The sequence below is a fragment of the Marinobacter persicus genome, from assembly GCF_900114155.1.
GTDB classification, from domain to species: Bacteria; Pseudomonadota; Gammaproteobacteria; order Pseudomonadales; family Oleiphilaceae; genus Marinobacter; species Marinobacter persicus.
The window spans coordinates 203,556-222,879 of record NZ_FOSC01000006.1; the positions used below are offsets into that span (position 1 = coordinate 203,556).

18 protein-coding genes and 1 other RNA gene are annotated in these 19,324 nt (G+C 60.5%); 3 read left to right on the plus strand and 16 right to left on the minus strand.

All coding sequences use genetic code 11. The annotated features are described in order from the left end of the window. Position 1: 1 nt before the first annotated feature. The 14 genes from BMZ63_RS08500 to rsmI form a co-directional block, all read right to left on the minus strand. Entirely contained in the window at positions 2-973 is a 972-nt protein-coding gene (locus tag BMZ63_RS08500; protein WP_091704324.1) for a D-alanine--D-alanine ligase, read from the minus strand. Continuing rightward, entirely contained in the window at positions 970-2,421 is a 1,452-nt protein-coding gene (murC, locus tag BMZ63_RS08505; RefSeq protein WP_091704327.1) for a UDP-N-acetylmuramate--L-alanine ligase, read from the minus strand. Before murC ends, BMZ63_RS08500 begins: the two co-directional genes overlap by 4 nt. After that, a complete protein-coding gene (gene murG / locus BMZ63_RS08510) occupies positions 2,414-3,499 on the minus strand; it encodes an undecaprenyldiphospho-muramoylpentapeptide beta-N-acetylglucosaminyltransferase (RefSeq protein WP_091704329.1) in 1,086 nt (361 codons plus the stop codon). Before murG ends, murC begins: the two co-directional genes overlap by 8 nt. Next, entirely contained in the window at positions 3,492-4,691 is a 1,200-nt protein-coding gene (gene ftsW, locus BMZ63_RS08515) for a putative lipid II flippase FtsW (protein WP_091704332.1), read from the minus strand. Before ftsW ends, murG begins: the two co-directional genes overlap by 8 nt. Beyond that, on the minus strand, positions 4,691-6,031 hold the full coding sequence (gene murD, locus BMZ63_RS08520) for a UDP-N-acetylmuramoyl-L-alanine--D-glutamate ligase (protein WP_091704334.1): 1,341 nt from the start codon (positions 6,029-6,031) through the stop codon (positions 4,691-4,693). Before murD ends, ftsW begins: the two co-directional genes overlap by 1 nt. Before the next feature lie 15 nt (positions 6,032-6,046). After that, positions 6,047-7,132: a phospho-N-acetylmuramoyl-pentapeptide-transferase gene (mraY, locus tag BMZ63_RS08525; protein WP_091704335.1), complete on the minus strand. Its 1,086-nt coding sequence runs from the start codon at positions 7,130-7,132 to the stop codon at positions 6,047-6,049. Next, a complete protein-coding gene (locus BMZ63_RS08530) occupies positions 7,117-8,511 on the minus strand; it encodes a UDP-N-acetylmuramoyl-tripeptide--D-alanyl-D-alanine ligase (RefSeq protein ID WP_091704337.1) in 1,395 nt (464 codons plus the stop codon). Before BMZ63_RS08530 ends, mraY begins: the two co-directional genes overlap by 16 nt. Then, positions 8,508-9,992, minus strand: coding sequence for a UDP-N-acetylmuramoyl-L-alanyl-D-glutamate--2,6-diaminopimelate ligase (locus BMZ63_RS08535; protein WP_091704338.1), 1,485 nt, complete (start codon positions 9,990-9,992; stop codon positions 8,508-8,510). Before BMZ63_RS08535 ends, BMZ63_RS08530 begins: the two co-directional genes overlap by 4 nt. A gap of 4 nt (positions 9,993-9,996) precedes the next feature. After that, a complete protein-coding gene (locus BMZ63_RS08540) occupies positions 9,997-11,742 on the minus strand; it encodes a peptidoglycan D,D-transpeptidase FtsI family protein (RefSeq protein WP_091704340.1) in 1,746 nt (581 codons plus the stop codon). A gap of 21 nt (positions 11,743-11,763) precedes the next feature. Next, positions 11,764-12,171 carry a cell division protein FtsL gene (gene ftsL, locus BMZ63_RS08545; RefSeq protein WP_091704342.1) on the minus strand — a complete coding sequence of 136 codons (408 nt, stop codon included), beginning with the start codon at positions 12,169-12,171 and terminating at the stop codon, positions 11,764-11,766. 23 nt (positions 12,172-12,194) lie between these two features. Then, positions 12,195-13,166 (minus strand): 16S rRNA (cytosine(1402)-N(4))-methyltransferase RsmH, encoded by a 972-nt coding sequence (gene rsmH, locus BMZ63_RS08550; RefSeq protein WP_227663652.1) that lies wholly within the window; start codon positions 13,164-13,166, stop codon positions 12,195-12,197. Further along, positions 13,163-13,615: a division/cell wall cluster transcriptional repressor MraZ gene (gene mraZ / locus BMZ63_RS08555; protein ID WP_091704344.1), complete on the minus strand. Its 453-nt coding sequence runs from the start codon at positions 13,613-13,615 to the stop codon at positions 13,163-13,165. Before mraZ ends, rsmH begins: the two co-directional genes overlap by 4 nt. Positions 13,616-13,882: 267 nt before the next feature. Next, an RNA gene (gene rnpB / locus BMZ63_RS08560) (RNase P RNA component class A) lies at positions 13,883-14,233 on the minus strand. A 39-nt stretch (positions 14,234-14,272) separates the two neighbouring features. Next, entirely contained in the window at positions 14,273-15,133 is an 861-nt protein-coding gene (gene rsmI, locus BMZ63_RS08565; RefSeq protein ID WP_091704346.1) for a 16S rRNA (cytidine(1402)-2'-O)-methyltransferase, read from the minus strand. A 145-nt stretch (positions 15,134-15,278) separates the two neighbouring features. On the opposite strand from rsmI, the gene BMZ63_RS08570 reads away from it, so the two are divergent. From BMZ63_RS08570 to BMZ63_RS08580, 3 genes are read left to right on the plus strand one after another with little or no spacing between them, the layout of a single operon-like run. Continuing rightward, positions 15,279-17,135, plus strand: a complete 1,857-nt coding sequence (locus BMZ63_RS08570) for a penicillin-binding protein activator (protein WP_091704426.1) — start codon at positions 15,279-15,281, stop codon at positions 17,133-17,135. A gap of 11 nt (positions 17,136-17,146) precedes the next feature. Continuing rightward, positions 17,147-17,512, plus strand: coding sequence for a YraN family protein (locus tag BMZ63_RS08575; RefSeq protein WP_091704349.1), 366 nt, complete (start codon positions 17,147-17,149; stop codon positions 17,510-17,512). A 9-nt stretch (positions 17,513-17,521) separates the two neighbouring features. Then, positions 17,522-18,112, plus strand: a complete 591-nt coding sequence (locus BMZ63_RS08580) for a D-sedoheptulose-7-phosphate isomerase (RefSeq protein WP_091704352.1) — start codon at positions 17,522-17,524, stop codon at positions 18,110-18,112. A gap of 43 nt (positions 18,113-18,155) precedes the next feature. Here BMZ63_RS08580 and BMZ63_RS08585 read toward each other — a convergent pair whose 3' ends face one another. After that, positions 18,156-18,560: a ClpXP protease specificity-enhancing factor gene (locus BMZ63_RS08585; RefSeq protein WP_227663651.1), complete on the minus strand. Its 405-nt coding sequence runs from the start codon at positions 18,558-18,560 to the stop codon at positions 18,156-18,158. A 62-nt stretch (positions 18,561-18,622) separates the two neighbouring features. Continuing rightward, positions 18,623-19,252, minus strand: a complete 630-nt coding sequence (locus BMZ63_RS08590; RefSeq protein ID WP_091704356.1) for a glutathione S-transferase N-terminal domain-containing protein — start codon at positions 19,250-19,252, stop codon at positions 18,623-18,625. Positions 19,253-19,324: the final 72 nt, after the last annotated feature.

A 19,324-nucleotide genomic window follows, 5' to 3' on the forward strand; every position in this document is an offset into this window, starting at 1 on the left:
GTCAGCCCTCCGGCAGCGTATCTTTCAATATGCGCACAACCAGCTCTTCAAAACCGATACCCGCGGCATGGGCCGCCATGGGCACCAGGCTGTGGTCGGTCATGCCCGGGACCGTGTTCACTTCCAACAACCAGAAATCGCCGGCGGCATCCTGCATGATGTCGACTCGCCCCCAGGTGCGGCATCCCACCACCCTGAAGGCATCAAGTGCCAGTTGCTGCAAACGCAACTCATCTTCCGGCGGCAGGCCACAGGGAATCCGGTAGCTGGTGTCGTCGGTCAGATACTTGGCCTCATAGTCATAAAATGTGTGTTCGGTACTCGCGCTCAGGCCGATGGCCGGCAGCGCCCGGTCCTGTAACAGACTGACGGTGAACTCCGGCCCCTCGATCCACTGCTCCACCAACACCAGGTCGTCCATTCCGGCGGCCACCTGCCAGGCCTCCACCAGCTCGTCCACGCTCCAGACCTTGCGGATGCCGATGCTCGACCCCTCGTGTGCTGGCTTGACACTGAGCGGCGTGCCCAGGCTGGCGACAATCTCGTCCGCTTCGGCCACCGAGGTCATGGCCCGGAAATCCGGGGTCGGCAGACCGCAGCCTTTGAACACGTACTTGGTGCGCAACTTGTCCATGGCCAGAGACGAAGCCAACACCCGGCTGCCGGTGTAGGGAATGCCCGCCTGCTCAAGAATGGCCTGGAGAATGCCGTCTTCCCCACCCCGGCCGTGCAGGGCGATGAATACCCGGTCGAACTCCGGCGCTTCCACGGTGCGCAACAGGCAGCCGCGCACGTCCATGCCGAACGCATCCACCCCGGCCGACTGCAGGGCACTCAACACCGCACGGCCACTTTTCAGCGACACGTCCCGCTCGGCCGAATCACCGCCCATGAACACGGCCACCCGGCCCAGAGCCTTCACCAGCTCGGGCGAAGCCTGATAATCAGGGGTGTGGGTATGCAGATCGGTCATGCCTTGCCCCCCTTTTTAACGCCGGCCGCCGACAAACGAGCCGCCACACCACCAATGTCGCCAGCGCCCTGGGTGATCAGAAGGTCGCCATCTTTCAGCACGTTGGCCAGCAGGCTCTCAATTTCGTCATTCTTCTCCACGAAGACCGGCTCCACCTTGCCTCTCTGGCGAATACTGCGGCACAGGGCCCGCCCATCGGCACCCGGTATGGGCTCTTCGCCGGCGGCGTAAACGTCCATCAGCAGCAGGCCGTCGACATCCGAGAGCACCCTGACAAAGTCTTCATACAGATCCCGGGTGCGGCTGTAGCGATGTGGCTGGTACAACATCACAATTCGCCTTTCCGGCCAGGCTTCCCGGGCGGCGCGAATGACGGCCTGCACTTCGGTCGGATGGTGGCCGTAGTCGTCAACCAGCGTGGCACTGCCCTGCGCCAGCGGGTATTCGCCATATACCTGGAAGCGGCGACCCACACCGGCAAAACCTGCCAGACCCCGGCAAATGGCCTGGTCGTCCACACCCTCATCGGTGGCCACGGCGATGGTAGCCAGGGCATTGAGCACGTTATGCCGGCCAGGCATCTTCAGTTCCACCTGCAGGTCCGGCCGGCCACCGGGGCGGCGCACCACGAAGCGGGTTTTCAGGCCGTCGGAGACAATGTTCTCCGCCCGGTAATCGGCCTCGGGGTTATCGATGCCGTAGGTAATGATGGCCCGGGAAATCCGGGGAATAATCTCGCGCACATAGGCGTCGTCCACACACATCACCGCCACCCCGTAAAAAGGCAGGTTGTGCAGAAAATCGATGAACGTCTGCTTGAGCTTGCCAACATCGCCGCCGTAGGTATCCATGTGGTCAGCTTCGATGTTGGTGACCACGGAAATCACCGGTGTCAGGTGCAGGAACGAGGCATCACTCTCATCCGCTTCGGCCACCAGGTAGCGTGAACCGCCCAACTGGGCGTTGGTACCGGCGCTATTGAGCTTGCCGCCGATCACGAAAGTGGGATCCAGCCCGGCTTCACCCAGCACCGAGGCAATCAGGCTGGTGGTGGTGGTTTTGCCGTGGGTGCCGGCAATGGCAATGCCGTGGCGGTAACGCATGATCTCCGCCAGCATTTCGGCCCGGGGCACAATGGGGACCCGCCGGCTGCGGGCAGCAATCACTTCCGGGTTGTCCTCCGACACGGCGGTGGACACCACCACCACGTCGGCACTTTCGCTGTTTTGCTCACGGTGACCAATCTGGACATCCACGCCCAGTGACCGCAGGCGCCCGGTGACCGGACTGTCCTTGATGTCGGAACCGGAAACGTCATAGCCCTGATTTTTCAGCACCTCGGCAATACCGCTCATGCCGGCGCCACCGATGCCGACAAAGTGAATGCGGCGAATCCGGCGCATTTCCGGAACCTGGTAGACCAGCGGCGGGTTGGTTGCTTCAGCCATGGGCGGCCTCCAGACAGTAATTCACGACTCTCTCCGTTGCATCCGGGCGGGCCAGCGAGCGGGCGGCCTTCGCCATTGTCAGTATTTTGTTCCGGTCGGCAGCCAGGTCAGCCAGAGCGTCCGCCAGAGTGCCCGGGGACAACTGCGGCTGTGGCACCAGTAACGCTCCACCGGCCTTCACCATCTGTTCCGCGTTGCGGGTCTGGTGGTCGTCCACCGCGTGGGGGAAAGGCACCAGAATGGCGGCAACTCCGGCTGCGCAAAGCTCGGAGACCGTGAGCGCACCGGCCCGGCAGATCACCAGATCCGCCCACTCGTAGGCCTCTGCCATGTTATGAATAAACGGCTCGACGCTGGCCTCAACACCGGCTGCTTTGTAAGCATCCAACGCCGCCTGATGATTCTTCTCGCCACATTGGTGGCGCACGGTCGGGCGCTCACCCTCCGCCATCAGAGCCAGGGCGGCCGGGACCTGTTCGTTGAACACCCGCGCCCCCAGGCTGCCGCCAACCACCAGAACCCTCAACGGGCCGGAACGACCGGCCAGACGCTGTTCCGGCTCGGGCAACCCGACCATATCCTCGCGCACCGGGTTACCAGTGCAGCGGGTGACGGTCCGGCCACCAAAACTGTCCGGGAAGGCCTCCAGCACCGTGCCGGCAAAACGAGTCAGCCACCGGTTGGTCATGCCGGCCACCGCATTTTGCTCATGAATCACCAGCGGGCGCTTGAGCAACCAGGCGGCCACACCACCCGGACCGGTGACAAATCCGCCCATGCCCACCACACAGTGCGGTTCAATGCGGCGGAGGATGCTCCAGGCTTCCGCCAGCGCGCGCATCAGCCGGAATGGCGCCAGCAGCAGGGCCAGTTTGCCCTTGCCCCTAAGACCGGAAATGTGGATCAGCGACAGCGGAATGTCGGTTTCGCCAATCAACCGCTCCTCCATGCCACCCCGGGCACCAAGCCAGTAAACCTGATGGCCCTGGGCCTGCAGGGCCCGGGCGGTCGCCAGAGCCGGAAATACGTGGCCGCCAGTGCCGCCGGCCATCATCAGGAAGCGACGCGGGCTACTCATAAGCGGCACCTCCACCGTTTTTTCCGGCCACAGGCTGTGATTTCTGGCGTTCGCGGTCCAGGCGCTCCATTTCCACCCTCGCCAGAATGCCAATACACACACTCACCACCAGCAAACTGGAGCCGCCGTAACTGACCAGCGGCAGCGTCAGCCCCTTGGTCGGCGCCAGGCCGGTTGCCACTGCCATGTTGATGGCAGCCTGCAAGCCAATAAGCATGGTGATGCCATAACTGAAACAACCGCCAAACGGCATCCCGGCTTTCTCGGCGCGCCGGGCAATGACAAAGCCGCTGAGCACCAGGGCCACGAACAGTAACAGGACGATCAGGGCCCCGATCAACCCGAACTCCTCGGAAATGATCGAAAAGATGAAGTCCGTGTGGGCTTCGGGCAAAAAGAAGAGCTTCTGGATCGAGTTACCCAGGCCCATGCCCGTCCATTCACCGCGACCGAAGGCGATCAGTGACTGGGTCAGCTGATAGCCGGTGTTGAACTGATCCTGCCAGGGGTCCATGTAGCTAACCACACGCTTGAGACGATAGGGCTCGCTGACCACCAGGCCTGCACCAATAAGCGCCAGCCCGAGCATCAGCGGTATGAACCGCTTCAGGCTGACACCACTGAGAAAAATCATGGTGGAAGCTGCCGCCACCAGCACCACAGTAGCGCCGAAATCCGGCTGCACCAGCAGCAGCAGGGTGGCCACGCCCAGCACCAGTAATGGCTTGACGATCCCCCACCAGGACTGCCTGAGTTCCTCCGTGCGGCGCACGATGTATCCGGCCAGGTAGGCAATCAGACAAAGCTTCGCCACTTCCGACACCTGCACATTAAAGATGCCCATCGGCAGCCACCGGGTAGAGCCGTTCACCGTGAGCGCCAGCGGCGTCATCATCAACGAGAGGGCGATGAGCCCGACGGCCAGCAACGGCCAACTGGTGCGCTCCCACCAGGAAACCGGAACGTTGACCGCCACCAATGCGGTCACGCACCCCAGGAGCGCGAAAATGACCTGTCGGATCACATAATGGTAGGCATTGCCCATGGTGGCTGCCGCCATATCCATGGACGCCGACGAGATCATCACCACCCCGATTACCAGCAACGCCACCGAGGTCATGATCAGCACCGGCAGCGGCTGCAGGTTCAGCCGGGACTGTGTTCGGGTTTGAGCAGTCATGGTGCCCTGCATCACAATGCCTCCACCAACGCCCGGAACTGGTCGCCCCGATCGCTGTAACTGGAAAACATGTCAAAGCTGGCGCAGGCTGGCGACAGCAAAACACGATCGCCGTGATGGGCCAGTTGTGACGCTTCCCTGACCGCCTGTTCCAGGCTGTCAGCGCGATAACGTCCAACCTCTTCATCCAATGCTGCATCTATGGCATCGGCATCCCGGCCAATCAGAATCATCGCCCGGCAGTACTGGCTGGCCGCTTCGGCCAGCGGCCGGAAATCCGCGCCCTTGCCTTCACCACCAGCAATCAGCACGATTTTGCCAGTGGTCGGCACGAGGCTTTCAACGGCAGCCACTGCCGCGCCCACATTCGTGCCTTTGGAATCGTTGATGAAATCCACACCATTAATCTGGCGGATAAACTCACAGCGATGCGGCAGACCGGCAAACTCTCGGGCTACTGCCAACATCGGCTCCATGGCCAGACCCACGGCATGCCCCAGGGCCAGTGCCGCCATCACGTTACTGATGTTGTGCCGGCCCATCAGCTTGAGCTCGCTGGCCAGCAACAGGTTGTCAAAACCGAAGGTAATCCAGGTGCCTTGGTCATCGTCCCGCGTGCTGAAGGTATCCGGATTCACCCGATTGAAGCCAAAACACAGAAACCGCAGGTTGTCGCGGGCCATGGGCGTGCTCAGGGCATCATCGAGGTTGACGATGGCATTCTGACAGGCGTTGTAGATTCGCTGTTTGGCCTGGAAATAGGCCATTTTGTCCGGGTAGCGATCCATGTGATCGTCGCTGACATTCAATACCGTGGCAGCCAGCGCGCCGAGCTCACGGGTGGTTTCCAGCTGGAAGCTGGAGACCTCGAGAATGTACAGTTCCGCACCCCGGCCCAGCAGGTCCAGCGCCGGCGTGCCGATATTGCCTCCCACTTCAACCTTTCGGCCGGCCGCCTTCGCCATTTCGCCCAGCAAGGTAGTGACCGTTGTTTTTCCGTTGGAACCGGTGATGGCGACAATCGGCGCATCCGCAGCCTCGGCAAACAGATCAATGTCACCCCGGATCAGCGCCCCTTTCCGTGCTGCATCGGCAATGGGCGGCTCGGCAATGCTGATGCCCGGGCTGACCACAAGCTCGTTGAAAGTGGCAAAGTAATCGGCATCGAACCGGCCCAGGTGCACGGGCACGTCGGGCCAGTTGGCTTTCAGCTCATCCAGCCCGGGTGGGTTCTGCCGACTGTCAGCCACGGCGATGTCCCGCCCCTGTTCGGACAGGTAGCGCACGCAGGAGAGCCCGGTTTTACCGAGCCCTACAATCAATGTGCGACGATCCGAAACAATAACGCTCATAGCCGTAGCAAATCCCTATCGTATCTTCAGACTGGCCAGGCCAATCAGGACCAGGACCACGGTAATGACCCAGAAACGCACGATCACGCGCGGCTCGGGCCAACCTTTCAATTCAAAATGGTGGTGCAGCGGTGCCATCCGGAAAATTCGCCGGCCGGTCAGCTTGTAGGAGGCCACCTGCAGAATCACCGAGATGGTTTCCATGACAAACACGCCGCCCATGATGAACAACACGATTTCCTGGCGGACAATCACCGCCACCACGCCCAGGGCAGCACCCAGTGCCAGCGCACCCACATCGCCCATGAACACCTGGGCCGGGTAGGTGTTGAACCAGAGAAAACCAAGCCCGGCACCGACCAGCGCACAGCAGAAGACAATCAGCTCACCGGCACCCGGCAAGTGCGGGATCAGCAGGTAGTTGGCGAACTGCGCATGACCGGACACGTAGGCAAAAATCGCCAGGGCACTGGCAACCATGACCGTTGGCATGATGGCCAGACCGTCCAGGCCATCGGTCAGGTTCACCGCATTACTGCTGCCAACAATCACGCAGTAGGTCAGCAGAATGAACAACACCGGCCCCAGGGTGATCGAGACGTTCTTCAGGAACGGCAGATACAGTGACGTCTCCTGGGGCAATGCGGCCGTGAAATACAGCAGCACGGCGGCCGCGGCACCAATCACCGATTGCCAGAAATATTTCCAGCGCGCCGGCAATCCCCTGGGATTGCGCTCGACCACTTTACGGTAATCGTCCACCCAGCCAATGGCGCCAAATGCCAGGGTAACGATCAGCACTACCCATACGTACCGGTTGCCCAGGTCTGCCCATAACAGTGTGGAGATGGCAATGGCGACCAGTATCAGCGCGCCCCCCATGGTGGGCGTGCCGGCTTTGCTAAGGTGCGTCTGCGGACCATCGTCCCGCACTGCCTGACCGATCTGGTGCTGGCTGAGCTTGCGGATCATCATCGGGCCGATCAGCAGTGAAATCAGCAACGCCGTCAACACGCCAAGGATGGCGCGCAGGGTCAGGTACTGAAACACCGTCAGCGCCGAGAAATAGTCTGAAAGAATCTCTGTCAGCCAGAGCAACATGGGTTTGTCACCTTGTTCTTGATGCCTTCCACCACTTTATCCATGGCGGCGCTGCGAGAACCCTTGACCAGGACAGTGCGTACATCCGGATCCGCCAGCACGGCCTCCACCGCCCGGGCATGGTTCTCTACCTGTTCTGCGTTAGCCCCGAAACCTTCGGCATATCCCTCGCTTCCCGGCCCGACGGCCAGCAAACGTTCGATACCCCGGTCCCGGGCATGTTGTCCCACTTCCCTGTGCAGTGCCGCCGAGCCTTCTCCAAGCTCGGCCATGGCACCAAATACCGCCATCCGCTTGCCGGCATAACCGGCAAGGACATCCAGGGCAGCCTTCATGGATGTGGGATTGGCGTTGTAACTGTCATCAATCACGGCCAGTTGGTCTGTCAGTCTGAGCAGCTGCAAACGGCCCTTGACCGGCTGCAAAGCACTCAGACCATCAAGCAATTGCTGATCGGTTGCGCCCAGCTCCCGGCAGGCCGCGATAGCCAGCATGGCGTTGAGCAGGTTGTGCGCACCGGCCAGAGGCACGGCCAGCCGGAACTGCCAGCCCGACGGACCGGCAAGCTTCGCTTCCACCTGCTCACTCCCTGTCACCGGCTCAAAAGCCCGGTAATCGGCGCGCTCGTCACCCGCCAGAGAAACGCTGCACACGCGCCGGCGGCCTGCACGGGCCAACCACTGGTCAAATGCCGGATCATCGCAGTTCAAGACCACCAGCCCGGATTCCGACACCCCGTCAATAATCTCGCCCTTGGCCCGAACAATGTTCTGGTAACTGCCAAACCCCTCCAGATGCGCCTGCCCGGCATTAGTCAGAATGGCGACATCCGGTTGCACCAGCGCCACGGTGTGGGCAATTTCACCCAAACCGCTGGCTCCCAGCTCGATCGCGCCGAAGCGATGCTCCGGTGCCAGGCGAAACAGCGTCAGCGGCACACCGATGTGATTATTGAGGTTGCCCTCGGTGGCAAGCGTCGGCCCCATTTGCTGCAGGATGGAGGCCGTCATCTGGCGCACGGTGGTTTTACCGCTGCTGCCGGTGATGGCCACCAGCCGGGCCCCACTTTCGTTACGATTCCCGGCCGACAGCCGCGCCAGCGCCTGGAGAGTATCGGGCACCACCAGCTGCGGCAGAGCGACCGATGCATCTTCGGTATCCACCACCGCCGCCACGGCACCAGCATCCCTGGCCTGCTGCAAAAAACGATGACCGTCGAACCGATCACCCCGCAAGGCGACAAACAGCTCTCCGGCAGCCATCGAGCGGGTATCGGTGGTAACGCCGGAAAACCGGACCTGGTCCGCATCCACCGTGGCGCAGGCCAATCGCGCCTGCAGCCACTGGCAGGCTTCCGCCAGTAAAAAGGCGCGCATCATGCCACACCTCCATTCAGGTGCAAGCATTCGCGTACCTGTTCCACATCACTGAACGGCATTTTTTGTCCCCGAATTTCCTGATACTCCTCATGGCCCTTGCCGGCCACCAGCACGAGGTCTGCCGGGTCTGCCTGATCGATGGCGAAGGCAATGGCATCGGCCCGACCATGGATCACTCGATAACTGGCCTTGTCGGAAAACCCGGCAATGATGTCGGCAACAATCTGCTGTGGCTCTTCATTGCGCGGGTTATCATCGGTAACAATCACCTGATCGGCGAATTTCTCAGCCTCCCGGGCCATTTCTGCGCGCTTGCCCCGGTCCCGGTCACCGCCACAGCCAAACACGCAGATCAGTTTTCCGGGGGTATGGGCCCGCAGGGCAGCCAACGCGTTGGCCAATGCATCTGGCGTATGTGCGTAGTCGACCACCACCTGTTTGCCGTTGGCGCTGGTGAAGCGCTCCAATCTGCCAGGCGGTGGCGACAGCCAACCACAGGCCCTGGCAGCGGTCGGCACCGGAATACCCAGTGCCAGAACGGTGGCAAGCGCCGCCAGGACGTTACTGGCATTAAAACTGCCAAGCAGCGGCACATGGATATCGAAGGCACCCCAGAGGCCGTCGATACTTGCCTGAAAGCCATCCGCCGTTGCCTCGAAACGGGTCACCCAAAGCTCTGTCTGGGCTTCATGCAGGCTGTAACGCAAACGATCGCAGCGTCCTTCCAGCTTCTGGTAAAGCTGCCGGCCGAAAGGATCGTCAAAGTTGATCACGGCAAAATGCAGCTCTTCGCGAAGGAACAGCTTTTCCTTGGCATTACCGTAGGCTTCCATAGTGCCGTGGTAATCCAGATGATCCCGGGTAAGGTTGGTGAAAACCGCACCGGTCATCGCCAGCTTGTCGATTCGCCCCTGCTCCAGTGCATGGGACGACACCTCCATGACGGCGGCACGACCACCCTGTTCATGGATACTCCGCAACACACGGTTAACCTGAACCACATCCGGCGTTGTGTGAGTCGCTGGCTGCAGTTGTCCGGGCATGCCATAACCCAGTGTGCCCAGGATGCCGCAGGGCATATCACTGTGCTGCAACAAGCGGGCGATGTAGTGGCTGACCGACGTTTTTCCGTTGGTGCCGGTCACTCCGATTACCCGAAGGTGACGGGACGGGTGCTCAAAAAAGCGGGTGGCAATGCGCCCCAGCTGGTCACGCAGGCCCGGCACCGGAACAATCAACGCTTCCCGGTATTCATGGCATTCGGCCGGCCCATCACTTTCCAGCATCACTGCCGTGGCACCAGCATCAATGGCCTGATCCAGATAATGGTTTGCCGGTGTGCCTGTACCGGCCAGTGCAACAAAAGCGTCTCCGGCCCGGACCTTGCGACTGTCGGTCTGCAGCCCGTGCACGGTCACATCGAACACCGACGGCACAACCACAATGCCCTGAAGCAACGTACTGATCGAGGCGATGCACATAGCTTTACCCCCTCTCCCGGGAATCCGCGCCGGGCTGACCGGCACCGGTCATTTCCAGCCTGGGCTTCACATTCAACAGGCGCAGGGCATCACTCATTACCCGGGCAAACACCGGAGCCGCCACTTCGCCGCCGTAGTATTCACCGGCCTGGGGGGCATCCACCGCCACCACCGTGACAATGCGTGGATCGTCCATCGGGGCCATGCCGGCAAAAATCGCCTTGTACTGATCTTTTTCATAACCGCTCGCACCCACCAGGTGTACGGTGCCGGTTTTTCCGCCCGCGGCATAAAGTGCCGGCTGGGCCCGGCCACCGGTGCCCTTGGCAACGGCATCCCGTAACATGTTGCGAACCGCCAGACTGACCTGTTCAGACAATACCCGCTGCCCTTGCGGCTTTTGCTCCTGGCGCACCAGGCTGACGGGATAACGGATACCGCCATTGGCCAGCACCATATATGCCTGGGCCAGCTGCAGGGCATTGACACTCAGACCGTAACCATAAGACAGGGTGGCTTCCTCCACCGGTTGCCAGCTTGGTCTGGCCGGCAGCACCCCAACCGCCTCGCCCGGGAACCCGATACCGGTTCCCTGTCCCAGCCCCAGCCGGGCATAGAAGGCCCGCAAAGCGTCGCCTCCCAGATCATTGGCAATTTTGCTCACACCCACGTTGCTGGATTTAACGATGATGTCGCTGAGCGCCAACTGGCCGTAGTTCCGGGCATCACGAATGGTGAAGCGACCGAAACGCCGGTACCCCGGTGAGGTGTCCACCTTGGTATCCGGCTGATAACCACCGGACTCAAGGGCAGCGGCAACGGTCAGCGGCTTCATGGTCGAACCCGGTTCGAACAAGTCGGTGATGGCCTTGTTGCGGAGGTGTTGCGAGGACAGCTGTGAGCGGTCGTTCGGGTTGAAGGAACCCTGGTTGACCATGGCCAGCACCTCACCACTGTCGGCATCCAGCATCACCAGCGTACCGCCCCGGGCCTTATGGGCGTCCACCACGGCCTTGAGCTCGCGATAAGCCAGATACTGCAGGCGCAGGTCTATGCTAAGTTGCAGGTCCTTGCCCGGTTTGGCATCTCGAATCAGCATCAGATCCTTGATCACCCGGCCTCGGTTGTCTTTCAGAACCCGCTTGCGCCCGGGCTCACCGCTCAGCCAGCGATCGTAGGCCAGTTCGATCCCTTCCTGGCCCTGCTCATCAATATTGGTGAAACCCACAACATGGGATGTCACCTCACCGGCGGGATAATAGCGGCGGTATTCCTGGCGGTCATACACGCCGGCCACACCCAGGTCCAGCACGGCACTGGCCACAGACGGCTGGACCTTGCGACGGAGATAGATAAACTCCCGGCCGGCGTAACGCTCAAGACGTTCGCGCAGTTTGCCCTCTGACAAATCCAGAAGGGCCGCCAGCCTGGCCCAGCGCGGATCCTCCGGATTGGCCTCGGACGGGTTCACCCAGAGGGTTTTAACCGGCGTGCTGACCGCAAGTGGCTCGCCGTAACGGTCCATGATCACGCCCCGATGGGCGTCGATCGGGTCCACGCGGATGGTCCGGACATCGCCCTGTTTACGCAGGAAGTCGTTGTCGACCACCTGAAGATCAATCAGCCGCCAGCCAATTCCGGCCATCACCAGCAGAAAAACAGCCAGCACCGTGCCGAAGCGCCAGGCCTGAAGGCCCCGCCCCAGCTTTTGCTTCCAGCTTGTTGTTATCTGCTTCCCCTGACCAGCCATGGTTTAGTGACCCGCTTTTGGTTATTGTCTGACAGCCACCGGCGACATCAATGGCACCAGAACGATGTCCTCACGACCCGGCACCACCATGCCGAACCGCTCAGCTGCCAGCTTCTCTACCCGGCCATGGGCGCTCAGCGCACTCTGCTCGAGCAGCAATTGGCTCCACTCCTGCTGATAGGCGTCACGCCGGTCCTGCAACCCGGATAACGTATTCACAAGTTCCCGGTTTTGGTGGGCGGCAACCGCCACCCCGATTGCCGAGCTTGCCAGCACGACCAGCAGGGCAAGAGTGACCAGGACCCTGGGCTCACTGGTGGCCCGGAAAACCTGGCGGGACAGGCGAACGGCGGTGTTAAAGCCTTCCACCATCCGCTGACGGGTCAGAGTGCCGGTTTTTGTCGGTTGTTCGATCGCTACCGCGCCCATGGCGTTGCGCTCCTGTTGAATGCCTAATGTGCCTTACGCTCGAGTACCCGCATGACTGCGCTTCGGGCCCGAACGTTGTCTTCAATTTCCTGCCCGCTGGCCTTGAAGGCCTTGCCAACCAGCCGATAGCCGGACTGCTCCTGATCAGCGGTCACCGGCACGCCCTTGGGAATCTTTGGCCCTCTGGCCAGGTCCCTCATAAAGCGCTTCACCAGGCGATCTTCCAGGGAGTGGAAACTGATCACCACCAAACGGCCGCCCGGCGCCAAACGATCCACGGCCTCGCGCAGGCCGGTTTCCAGGTCTTCCAGCTCACGGTTGATGAAGATCCGAATGGCCTGGAAGGTACGGGTTGCAGGGTGTTTGTGTTTTTCCTTTTTGGGTACCGCCTCGGCGACCAGGGCCGCCAGCTGGCGAGTGGTTTCCAGGGGGGCCTCCTGTCTGCGCTCGACAATCAAGCGGGCAATGCGACGGGAGAACCGCTCCTCGCCATACCGGAAAATGACATTGGCAATATCATGCTCTTCGGCACCTGCCAGCCATTCGGCGGCACTCGGGGACTGCTCGGGATTCATGCGCATGTCCAGAGGACCATCACGCATGAACGAGAACCCCCGGCTGGCGTCATCCAACTGGGGCGAGGAAACCCCCAGATCCATCAACACACCGTTCGCCTGTGGCCAGCCCTGCGCGACCAACGCCTGGTCGAGTTCGGCAAAAGAACCGTGATACCAGCAAAAACGGCTGTCAGCCACCGCCAGCTCCTTCGCCACGGTGATCGCCTGCGGGTCCTTATCAATACCCAGCAAGGCACCGTCCGCCGACAGCCGGCCCAGAATCAGGCGACTGTGACCACCACGCCCGAAAGTGGCGTCCACATAGCGGCCACTGCCGTCGGTCACCAGGTAATCCACCGCCTGGTCGAGCAGAACCGATCGGTGCCTGAACACCTCACCGTCATCGCTTTCCATGCCTGGTGTTGTATCCGTGGTCATAGCGACAATTTCTCCATTTCCGGCGGTATTTCGTCATCGCCCGGCGACTCATCCAGCATGGCGAACCAGCGCTCCTCGCTCCACAGCTCAAGCTTTTTGCCCAGGCCAATCAGCATGACTCTCTTTTCCAGATTGGCGTGATTTCTCAGCGTCGGCGGTACCAGAATCCGGCCGTTGGCATCCATTTCCATCGGCGCCGCATTACCCAGAATCAACCGCTGAAGCCGGCGAACCGCCTTGTTCATGTTGGGCAATGCCTCTATTTGCGGGCGCAGCTCCTCCCACTGGGGCTCTGGATAGAGGAACAAACAACGCTCTTCATCGGCATTGGCAGTCAGTACAATACGGCCACCACAAAGCTGCGCGAGCTCTTCGCGCACCTTTGTCGGGATCGCCAGGCGACCCTTTGCGTCCATATTGATGGCATGACTGCCAAGGAAATTGCTCATTTATGCCGAATCCGAGGTGATGAAATCCACAAATAACCACTAGAAACCACTTTTTCCCACTTCTGCACACTATAGAAACCCGCAAAAGACAATGCAAGCGAAGTGGCTCACGGTATGTAGCCAAAAGTTCCTTTAATGACAGCAACTTACGAAGGTTTAATTCAGGGACAGCTTTAGAAGAGACAAAGAAAGGAAGGAAAAACAATTACCTGCGAGACACTCTGAAGAGCGTTTCTAGGGCATAAGATTTTTTGGGCATAAAAGAGAAAAGTGAGCTCGCCGATAAGCCGGGTTCTGTCTGGGACAGTCATTCATCTAGGGCCTGCGTCACCACAGGCCTCAAGCAACCTACCCGAATCCAGCGCGGGCCACGCCATCGGATTCCTATTTGGTCTTGCTCCAGGTGGGGTTTACCATCGCCGTGGACTGTTGCCAGCCACGCGGTGCGCTCTTACCGCACCATTTCACCCTTACCGGCGCCCGAAGGCGCTTAGGCGGTATGCTTTCTGTTGCACTTTCCGTCGGCTCGCGCCGCCCAGGCGTTACCTGGCACCTTGCCCTGTGGAGCCCGGACTTTCCTCCCCCGGCGAAACCGGCGGCGACTGTCTGGCGAGCTCAAGAGCGACGATACCCGCGGTTAACCGCCCATGCAAGCAGTTACTGCGCTTTCAGCTCCAGCGCACGCTGATAGAGCTCGTTTTTACCCACACCACTGACTTCCGCCACAATTCTGGCCGCTTTTTTAACCGGTAACTCGGCAATCAGCAGCGCCAGGAGCCTGTCGGCATCCAGAGCCGTGGCGGCCGCCTCATCCGACGGCGGAGCGCCACGCACCATGACCACAAATTCACCGCGCGTACCGTGGGCGTCATCCTGCAACTGCCCCAGAACCTCGCCGGCGCTGCCGCTATAAAAGGTCTCAAAGGTCTTGGTCAACTCCCTGCCCAACACACACTCCCGGCCGGAACTGAACTCTTCCACCAGATCCTGCACAAAATCCAGAATACGGTGAGGCGACTCATAAAACACCAACGTTGCAGTTTGTGCCCGGAGATCGGAGAGCGCCGCTCGCCGTCCGGAGCGCTTGGCAGGCAGAAAGCCGGCAAACAGGAAGCGATCAGTTGGTAAGCCGGCTGCGGACAGCGCGGCAATCATGGCACAGGCACCGGGTACCGGCGATACCCGATAGCCAGCGCCGCGCACTTCACGCACCACCAGGTAACCTGGATCGGAGATCAGCGGTGTCCCCGCATCCGACACCAGGGCAATGTCCCGACCCGCCTCCAGCTCAGCCAGAATCCGCGCCACCCGGTCACGCTCGTTATGATCGTGCAGCGCCAACATGGGCTTGCTCAGCCCCAGATGCTGCAGCAGCCGACCGCTGTGGCGCGTGTCTTCCGCCGCCACCAGGCTGACCGATGACAGAACGTTAACGGCCCGTTCCGACAAATCCTGCAAGTTACCAATCGGTGTGGCAACCACGTAGAGCGTGCCGCCCGGGCGGTGCTGTTCAGACATAGAAAAACTCCGGATTAAAAGTAGGGCCATGATAGCGCCACGGCGTGTGACAAGCACACAATGTGAAATGGACCGGGAGCTGGTAAACTTGCCACTGAACACGCGGCACCACAAGCCTAACCACCCGGAGACGACCGAGCCCGTCATGATAAAACCCATCAGCTCCCGCACGATTCTTGCCCTGTTGACCCTGCTGATCATGACCATCAGTGGCTGTGCAACGGTTGACCTGGGCGAACACCGTGCTGAATCCGCACAACAGGCCCTGGCAATGGCCGCCGAAGAAGACCAGCCGACAGTAGCCCGGGATTACCTGCTACGCACGGCCAGCAACTTCCAGGACCAGGGCAGGCACGACCAGGCCAGGACATTGCTGAAAAGCCCACAACTGGGCAACCTCACGCCGGAGCAGGAGCGTCAACGCAGATTGCTGGCCATGGCCAGTGCGCAGTCTCTGGACGACAAGAGCTGGGCCAGTGAGCTGGATCAGCAACTCGACACGAACAGTTTCCTGGATTATCCCGACCGTCTCATGACCCGGGCCGCCCAGCTACAGACAGACATCCAGGCCCTGGCGGGAAACCGGCTGGCAGCCGCTCGAACACTGATCCTGCTCAGCCAGACTGACAGCTCCCTGGGGGCCCAGGAGCTCCACGACCAGATCTGGCAACACCTGCAATCCCTGGACGCAAGTGAGCTGGAGGCAGCCTCCCCCCGCGGATTCGAGGACGAAGGCTGGCTCGCACTCGCTCAGGCCATGCAGGCACCTCAGGCCAATCTTGATCAGCAAGGCAGAATCGTTCGCCGCTGGCAGAACCGATGGCCGGGCCACCCTGCCGCCCAGATCCCGCCAACGCCACTGGCCCTGCTGGCAGAGCTAGCCGGCAGCCGTCCGGAGAACATTGTTCTGGCCCTGCCTTTTAACGGACGCTTGGCCAGCGCAGGTGAAGCGATTCGCGATGGCTTCCTTGCCGCCTATTATGCCGATGAGTCCGCCGACCGCGAGAAAACCGACATTCGCATCATCGACACCAGCGACGACTCGTTCCGGGAAACCTACCGCGAGCTCAGCGACACCTCGACCGATTTGATTGTCGGCCCCCTGGATAAAGCCCGATTAGCTGAACTTACCGATTTGGAAACCCTGCCAGTACCGGTTCTGGGCCTGAACTACCTCAATGACGACGACAAAGCCCCCGCTGGCATGCACCAGTTCGGGCTGTCCGCCGAAGATGAAGCCCGCCAGATTGCCCAGCGACTGGCCGAGGACGATCTGCGCCACATACTGGCGGTCATTCCTTACGGCAGTTGGGGAGACCGTGTTGAGAGGGCATTCCGCGACGAACTCAATGAGCAGGAACTTGTTCTTCTGGACGTTCAGCGTTTCATGGAAGACGAAAACCTGCGCTCCGTGACCGCGGACCTGCTGGGTATTACTGTCTCCCGGGACCGCGCGATTGACGTAGAGCGGACCATCGGCCGGAATGTGGAGTTCGAACCCCGCCGGCGCCAGGACGCAGAAGCTATCGTGATGGTTGCAGCGCCCACTCTCGCCCGCCAGTTCAAGCCTCTGTTCGCTTTCTACTACGGCGGCGACCTGCCGGTCTACTCACCCTCCATCATTTATGAAGGTACGCCGGAGCCCTCCCGGGACCGGGACCTCAACCGTGTCAACTTTACCGATATCCCCTGGGTACTGGCACCGGAATCCGGCCTGCGTGAACAGGCAAGTGAGCACTTCAACAACACCCGCGGCCAACTTGGGCGCCTGTTTGCCATGGGCGCAGACGCCTGGCAAATTGCCAAGCGACTGCCGCTTCTGCAGCGTATCGATGATGCCAGTATCAGCGGCCTGACAGGCAAGCTGACCATGGACCAGGAAGGTAGCATTCATCGAGCCCAGCAGTGGGCACAGTTCCGCGATGGCAAAGCCGTTCTGCTCGAGGAGCCCGACGAAGCTGTTGACCAAACAACAGCAGAACAGGAACCCGATACCGAATAAGGAACAGCGCCATGGAAGGCTCTCGACGCACCGGCAGCCATTACGAGGGCGTGGCGGCCCGCTACCTGCAAAGCAAGGGTGTGCGTATTGTTGAACGCAATGTACACAGCCGGGGCGGTGAAATTGACCTGATCGGCCTGGACCATGGGGTACTGGTTTTCTTCGAGGTTCGGTTTCGCAAGAACGGCAGCCTGGTTGACCCCATCAGCTCGGTCGGCCCCAACAAGCAACGCAGACTACTACGGGCAGCGTCCTTCTACCTGCACAGGCACGGTCAATGGGACGCCATGACCCGCATCGACGTGGTGGGCATCAGCCCCGGAACATCAAGCCAATACCGGATACAGTGGATAAAAAATGCAATCCAGGCGGACTGATTCAACAAGATGAGTGACAACGAACACAGCATTTACCAGTGGTTTGCCTCCCACATGGAACATACCGCGGAAGCGGCCAGCACCGTGGCGCCGGCCATTGAGGACGTAGCCGACGCCTGCGTCGGCAGCCTGTTGCAGGACGGCAAAATCATCGCCTGCGCCAATGGCAACGCCAACGTACTGACCCAGTACCTGTGCACAGCCCTGCTGGCCAGACTGGTGCAGGAACGGCCAGCGCTCCCTGCGATCAACCTCGGTGCCGACGCCACCACCTATTCCGCAATCTGCCGGGACAACCGTTTCAACGACACATTTTCACGCCAGGTGCAGGCCATTGGCAAACCGGGCGACCTGTTGGTCGTGGTGGTTGACGACGGCCACAAGGCCAACCTGATCCAGGCTATTCAGGCGGCCCATGACCGGGAAATGAGAGTGGTGGTCCTGAGCGCCAAGGCAAGGTCTGACATTACGTCACTGATGCACCCGGAAGATATTGAACTGGCCCTGAATGACCTGCCCGCGCCCGAGGCAACACCGCTGCTGATGGTGATCATCAACGCCATTTGCGACATGATCGACAGAAAACTGTTTGGCGGATAAGAAAAAAGCCGGCGGCGCCGGCTTTTGAGAGCACTGATTCGTGCTATTTCACAACTTTCAGGGTGGGCTTGCCGCTCGGACGCTCATCTGGCCCCGGAGACGATTCAGGTGCGTCATTGCCACCCGGATCGGGCGAACCCGGCTCACTACCAAACACCATACCCTCACCGTTCTCCTTGGCATAAATAGCCACCACGGCCTGCAGCGGAATGTAAACCTGCATGGGCACACCCCCGAAGCGAGCACTAAACTCCAGGGCGCCATTACCGACCACAAGGCCACGCACGGCGCCCGGGCTGATATTGAGCACGATCTGGCCATTGGCGACATGCTCTGACGGCACCTGCACACCCTGCACGCCAGCATCGACAACGATGTATGGCGTACAGTCGTTCTCCAGGATCCATTCGTTCAAGGCCCGGACCAGATAAGGCCGGCTCGAGCTCATTGTGAAGGTCGTCTCGGACACAGTGATCACTCCAACACCTGCCTTAAGAAGCAGGCGTTCACTCAGTTGCGGATGTCTTCTTCCAGATCGGAAAGGCTTGCCTTGAACCCTTCCCGGGCGAAGATGCTGTCCATGTATTTAAGCAGTGGCTTGGCCTGCTTTTCGTTCAGCTCAATGCCCATCGCCGGCAACCGCCAGAGAATCGGGGCAATGCAGCAATCAACAATGGTGAACTCTTCCGAGAGGAAGAATGGCATTTCACCAAACAGGGGAGCAGTGGCCAGCAGGCTTTCCTTGAGCTCCTTCCGTGCCGCCTCGGCAGCTTTGCTGTTTGGCTGGGCCAGAATCTGGTCGACCAGGCCGCACCAGTCTTTCTGGATACGATGGATCATCAGACGACTGTTGGCTCGGGCTACCGGGTAGACCGGCAACAGTGGCGGATGAGGAAAACGCTCATCCAGATACTCCATCATGATATTCGGCTCGTACAGGGCCAGATCCCGATCCACCAGGGTCGGCAAGGCGTTGTACGGGTTCAGGTCCGCCAGTTCAGCGGGCGGGTTGTCCGGATCCACATCCACGATGTCTACGGTCACACCTTTCTCGGCCAGGACAATACGCACGCGGTGGCTGTAATGACTGGCGGGGTCCGAGAAAAATGTCATTGATGACCGTTTGGTCACAACGCCCATATAATTACCTCACGATTCTACAAACCGAATTATTCCTGAAAACGCAAAAACCAGCGGACCCCGGAAAGGGCC

Bases quoted from the DNA above. Each gene is read 5' to 3' on its own strand.
- BMZ63_RS08500 (WP_091704324.1), bottom strand. From the start codon at position 973: ATGACCGATCTGCATACCCACACCCCTGATTATCAGGCTTCGCCCGAG.
- murC (WP_091704327.1), bottom strand. From the start codon at position 2,421: ATGGCTGAAGCAACCAACCCGCCGCTGGTCTACCAGGTTCCGGAAATG.
- murG (WP_091704329.1), bottom strand. From the start codon at position 3,499: ATGAGTAGCCCGCGTCGCTTCCTGATGATGGCCGGCGGCACTGGCGGC.
- ftsW (WP_091704332.1), bottom strand. From the start codon at position 4,691: ATGCAGGGCACCATGACTGCTCAAACCCGAACACAGTCCCGGCTGAAC.
- murD (WP_091704334.1), bottom strand. From the start codon at position 6,031: ATGAGCGTTATTGTTTCGGATCGTCGCACATTGATTGTAGGGCTCGGT.
- mraY (WP_091704335.1), bottom strand. From the start codon at position 7,132: ATGTTGCTCTGGCTGACAGAGATTCTTTCAGACTATTTCTCGGCGCTG.
- BMZ63_RS08530 (WP_091704337.1), bottom strand. From the start codon at position 8,511: ATGATGCGCGCCTTTTTACTGGCGGAAGCCTGCCAGTGGCTGCAGGCG.
- BMZ63_RS08535 (WP_091704338.1), bottom strand. From the start codon at position 9,992: ATGTGCATCGCCTCGATCAGTACGTTGCTTCAGGGCATTGTGGTTGTG.
- BMZ63_RS08540 (WP_091704340.1), bottom strand. From the start codon at position 11,742: ATGGCTGGTCAGGGGAAGCAGATAACAACAAGCTGGAAGCAAAAGCTG.
- ftsL (WP_091704342.1), bottom strand. From the start codon at position 12,171: ATGGGCGCGGTAGCGATCGAACAACCGACAAAAACCGGCACTCTGACC.
- rsmH (WP_227663652.1), bottom strand. From the start codon at position 13,166: ATGACCACGGATACAACACCAGGCATGGAAAGCGATGACGGTGAGGTG.
- mraZ (WP_091704344.1), bottom strand. From the start codon at position 13,615: ATGAGCAATTTCCTTGGCAGTCATGCCATCAATATGGACGCAAAGGGT.
- rsmI (WP_091704346.1), bottom strand. From the start codon at position 15,133: ATGTCTGAACAGCACCGCCCGGGCGGCACGCTCTACGTGGTTGCCACA.
- BMZ63_RS08570 (WP_091704426.1), top strand. From the start codon at position 15,279: ATGATAAAACCCATCAGCTCCCGCACGATTCTTGCCCTGTTGACCCTG.
- BMZ63_RS08575 (WP_091704349.1), top strand. From the start codon at position 17,147: ATGGAAGGCTCTCGACGCACCGGCAGCCATTACGAGGGCGTGGCGGCC.
- BMZ63_RS08580 (WP_091704352.1), top strand. From the start codon at position 17,522: ATGAGTGACAACGAACACAGCATTTACCAGTGGTTTGCCTCCCACATG.
- BMZ63_RS08585 (WP_227663651.1), bottom strand. From the start codon at position 18,560: ATGAGCTCGAGCCGGCCTTATCTGGTCCGGGCCTTGAACGAATGGATC.
- BMZ63_RS08590 (WP_091704356.1), bottom strand. From the start codon at position 19,252: ATGGGCGTTGTGACCAAACGGTCATCAATGACATTTTTCTCGGACCCC.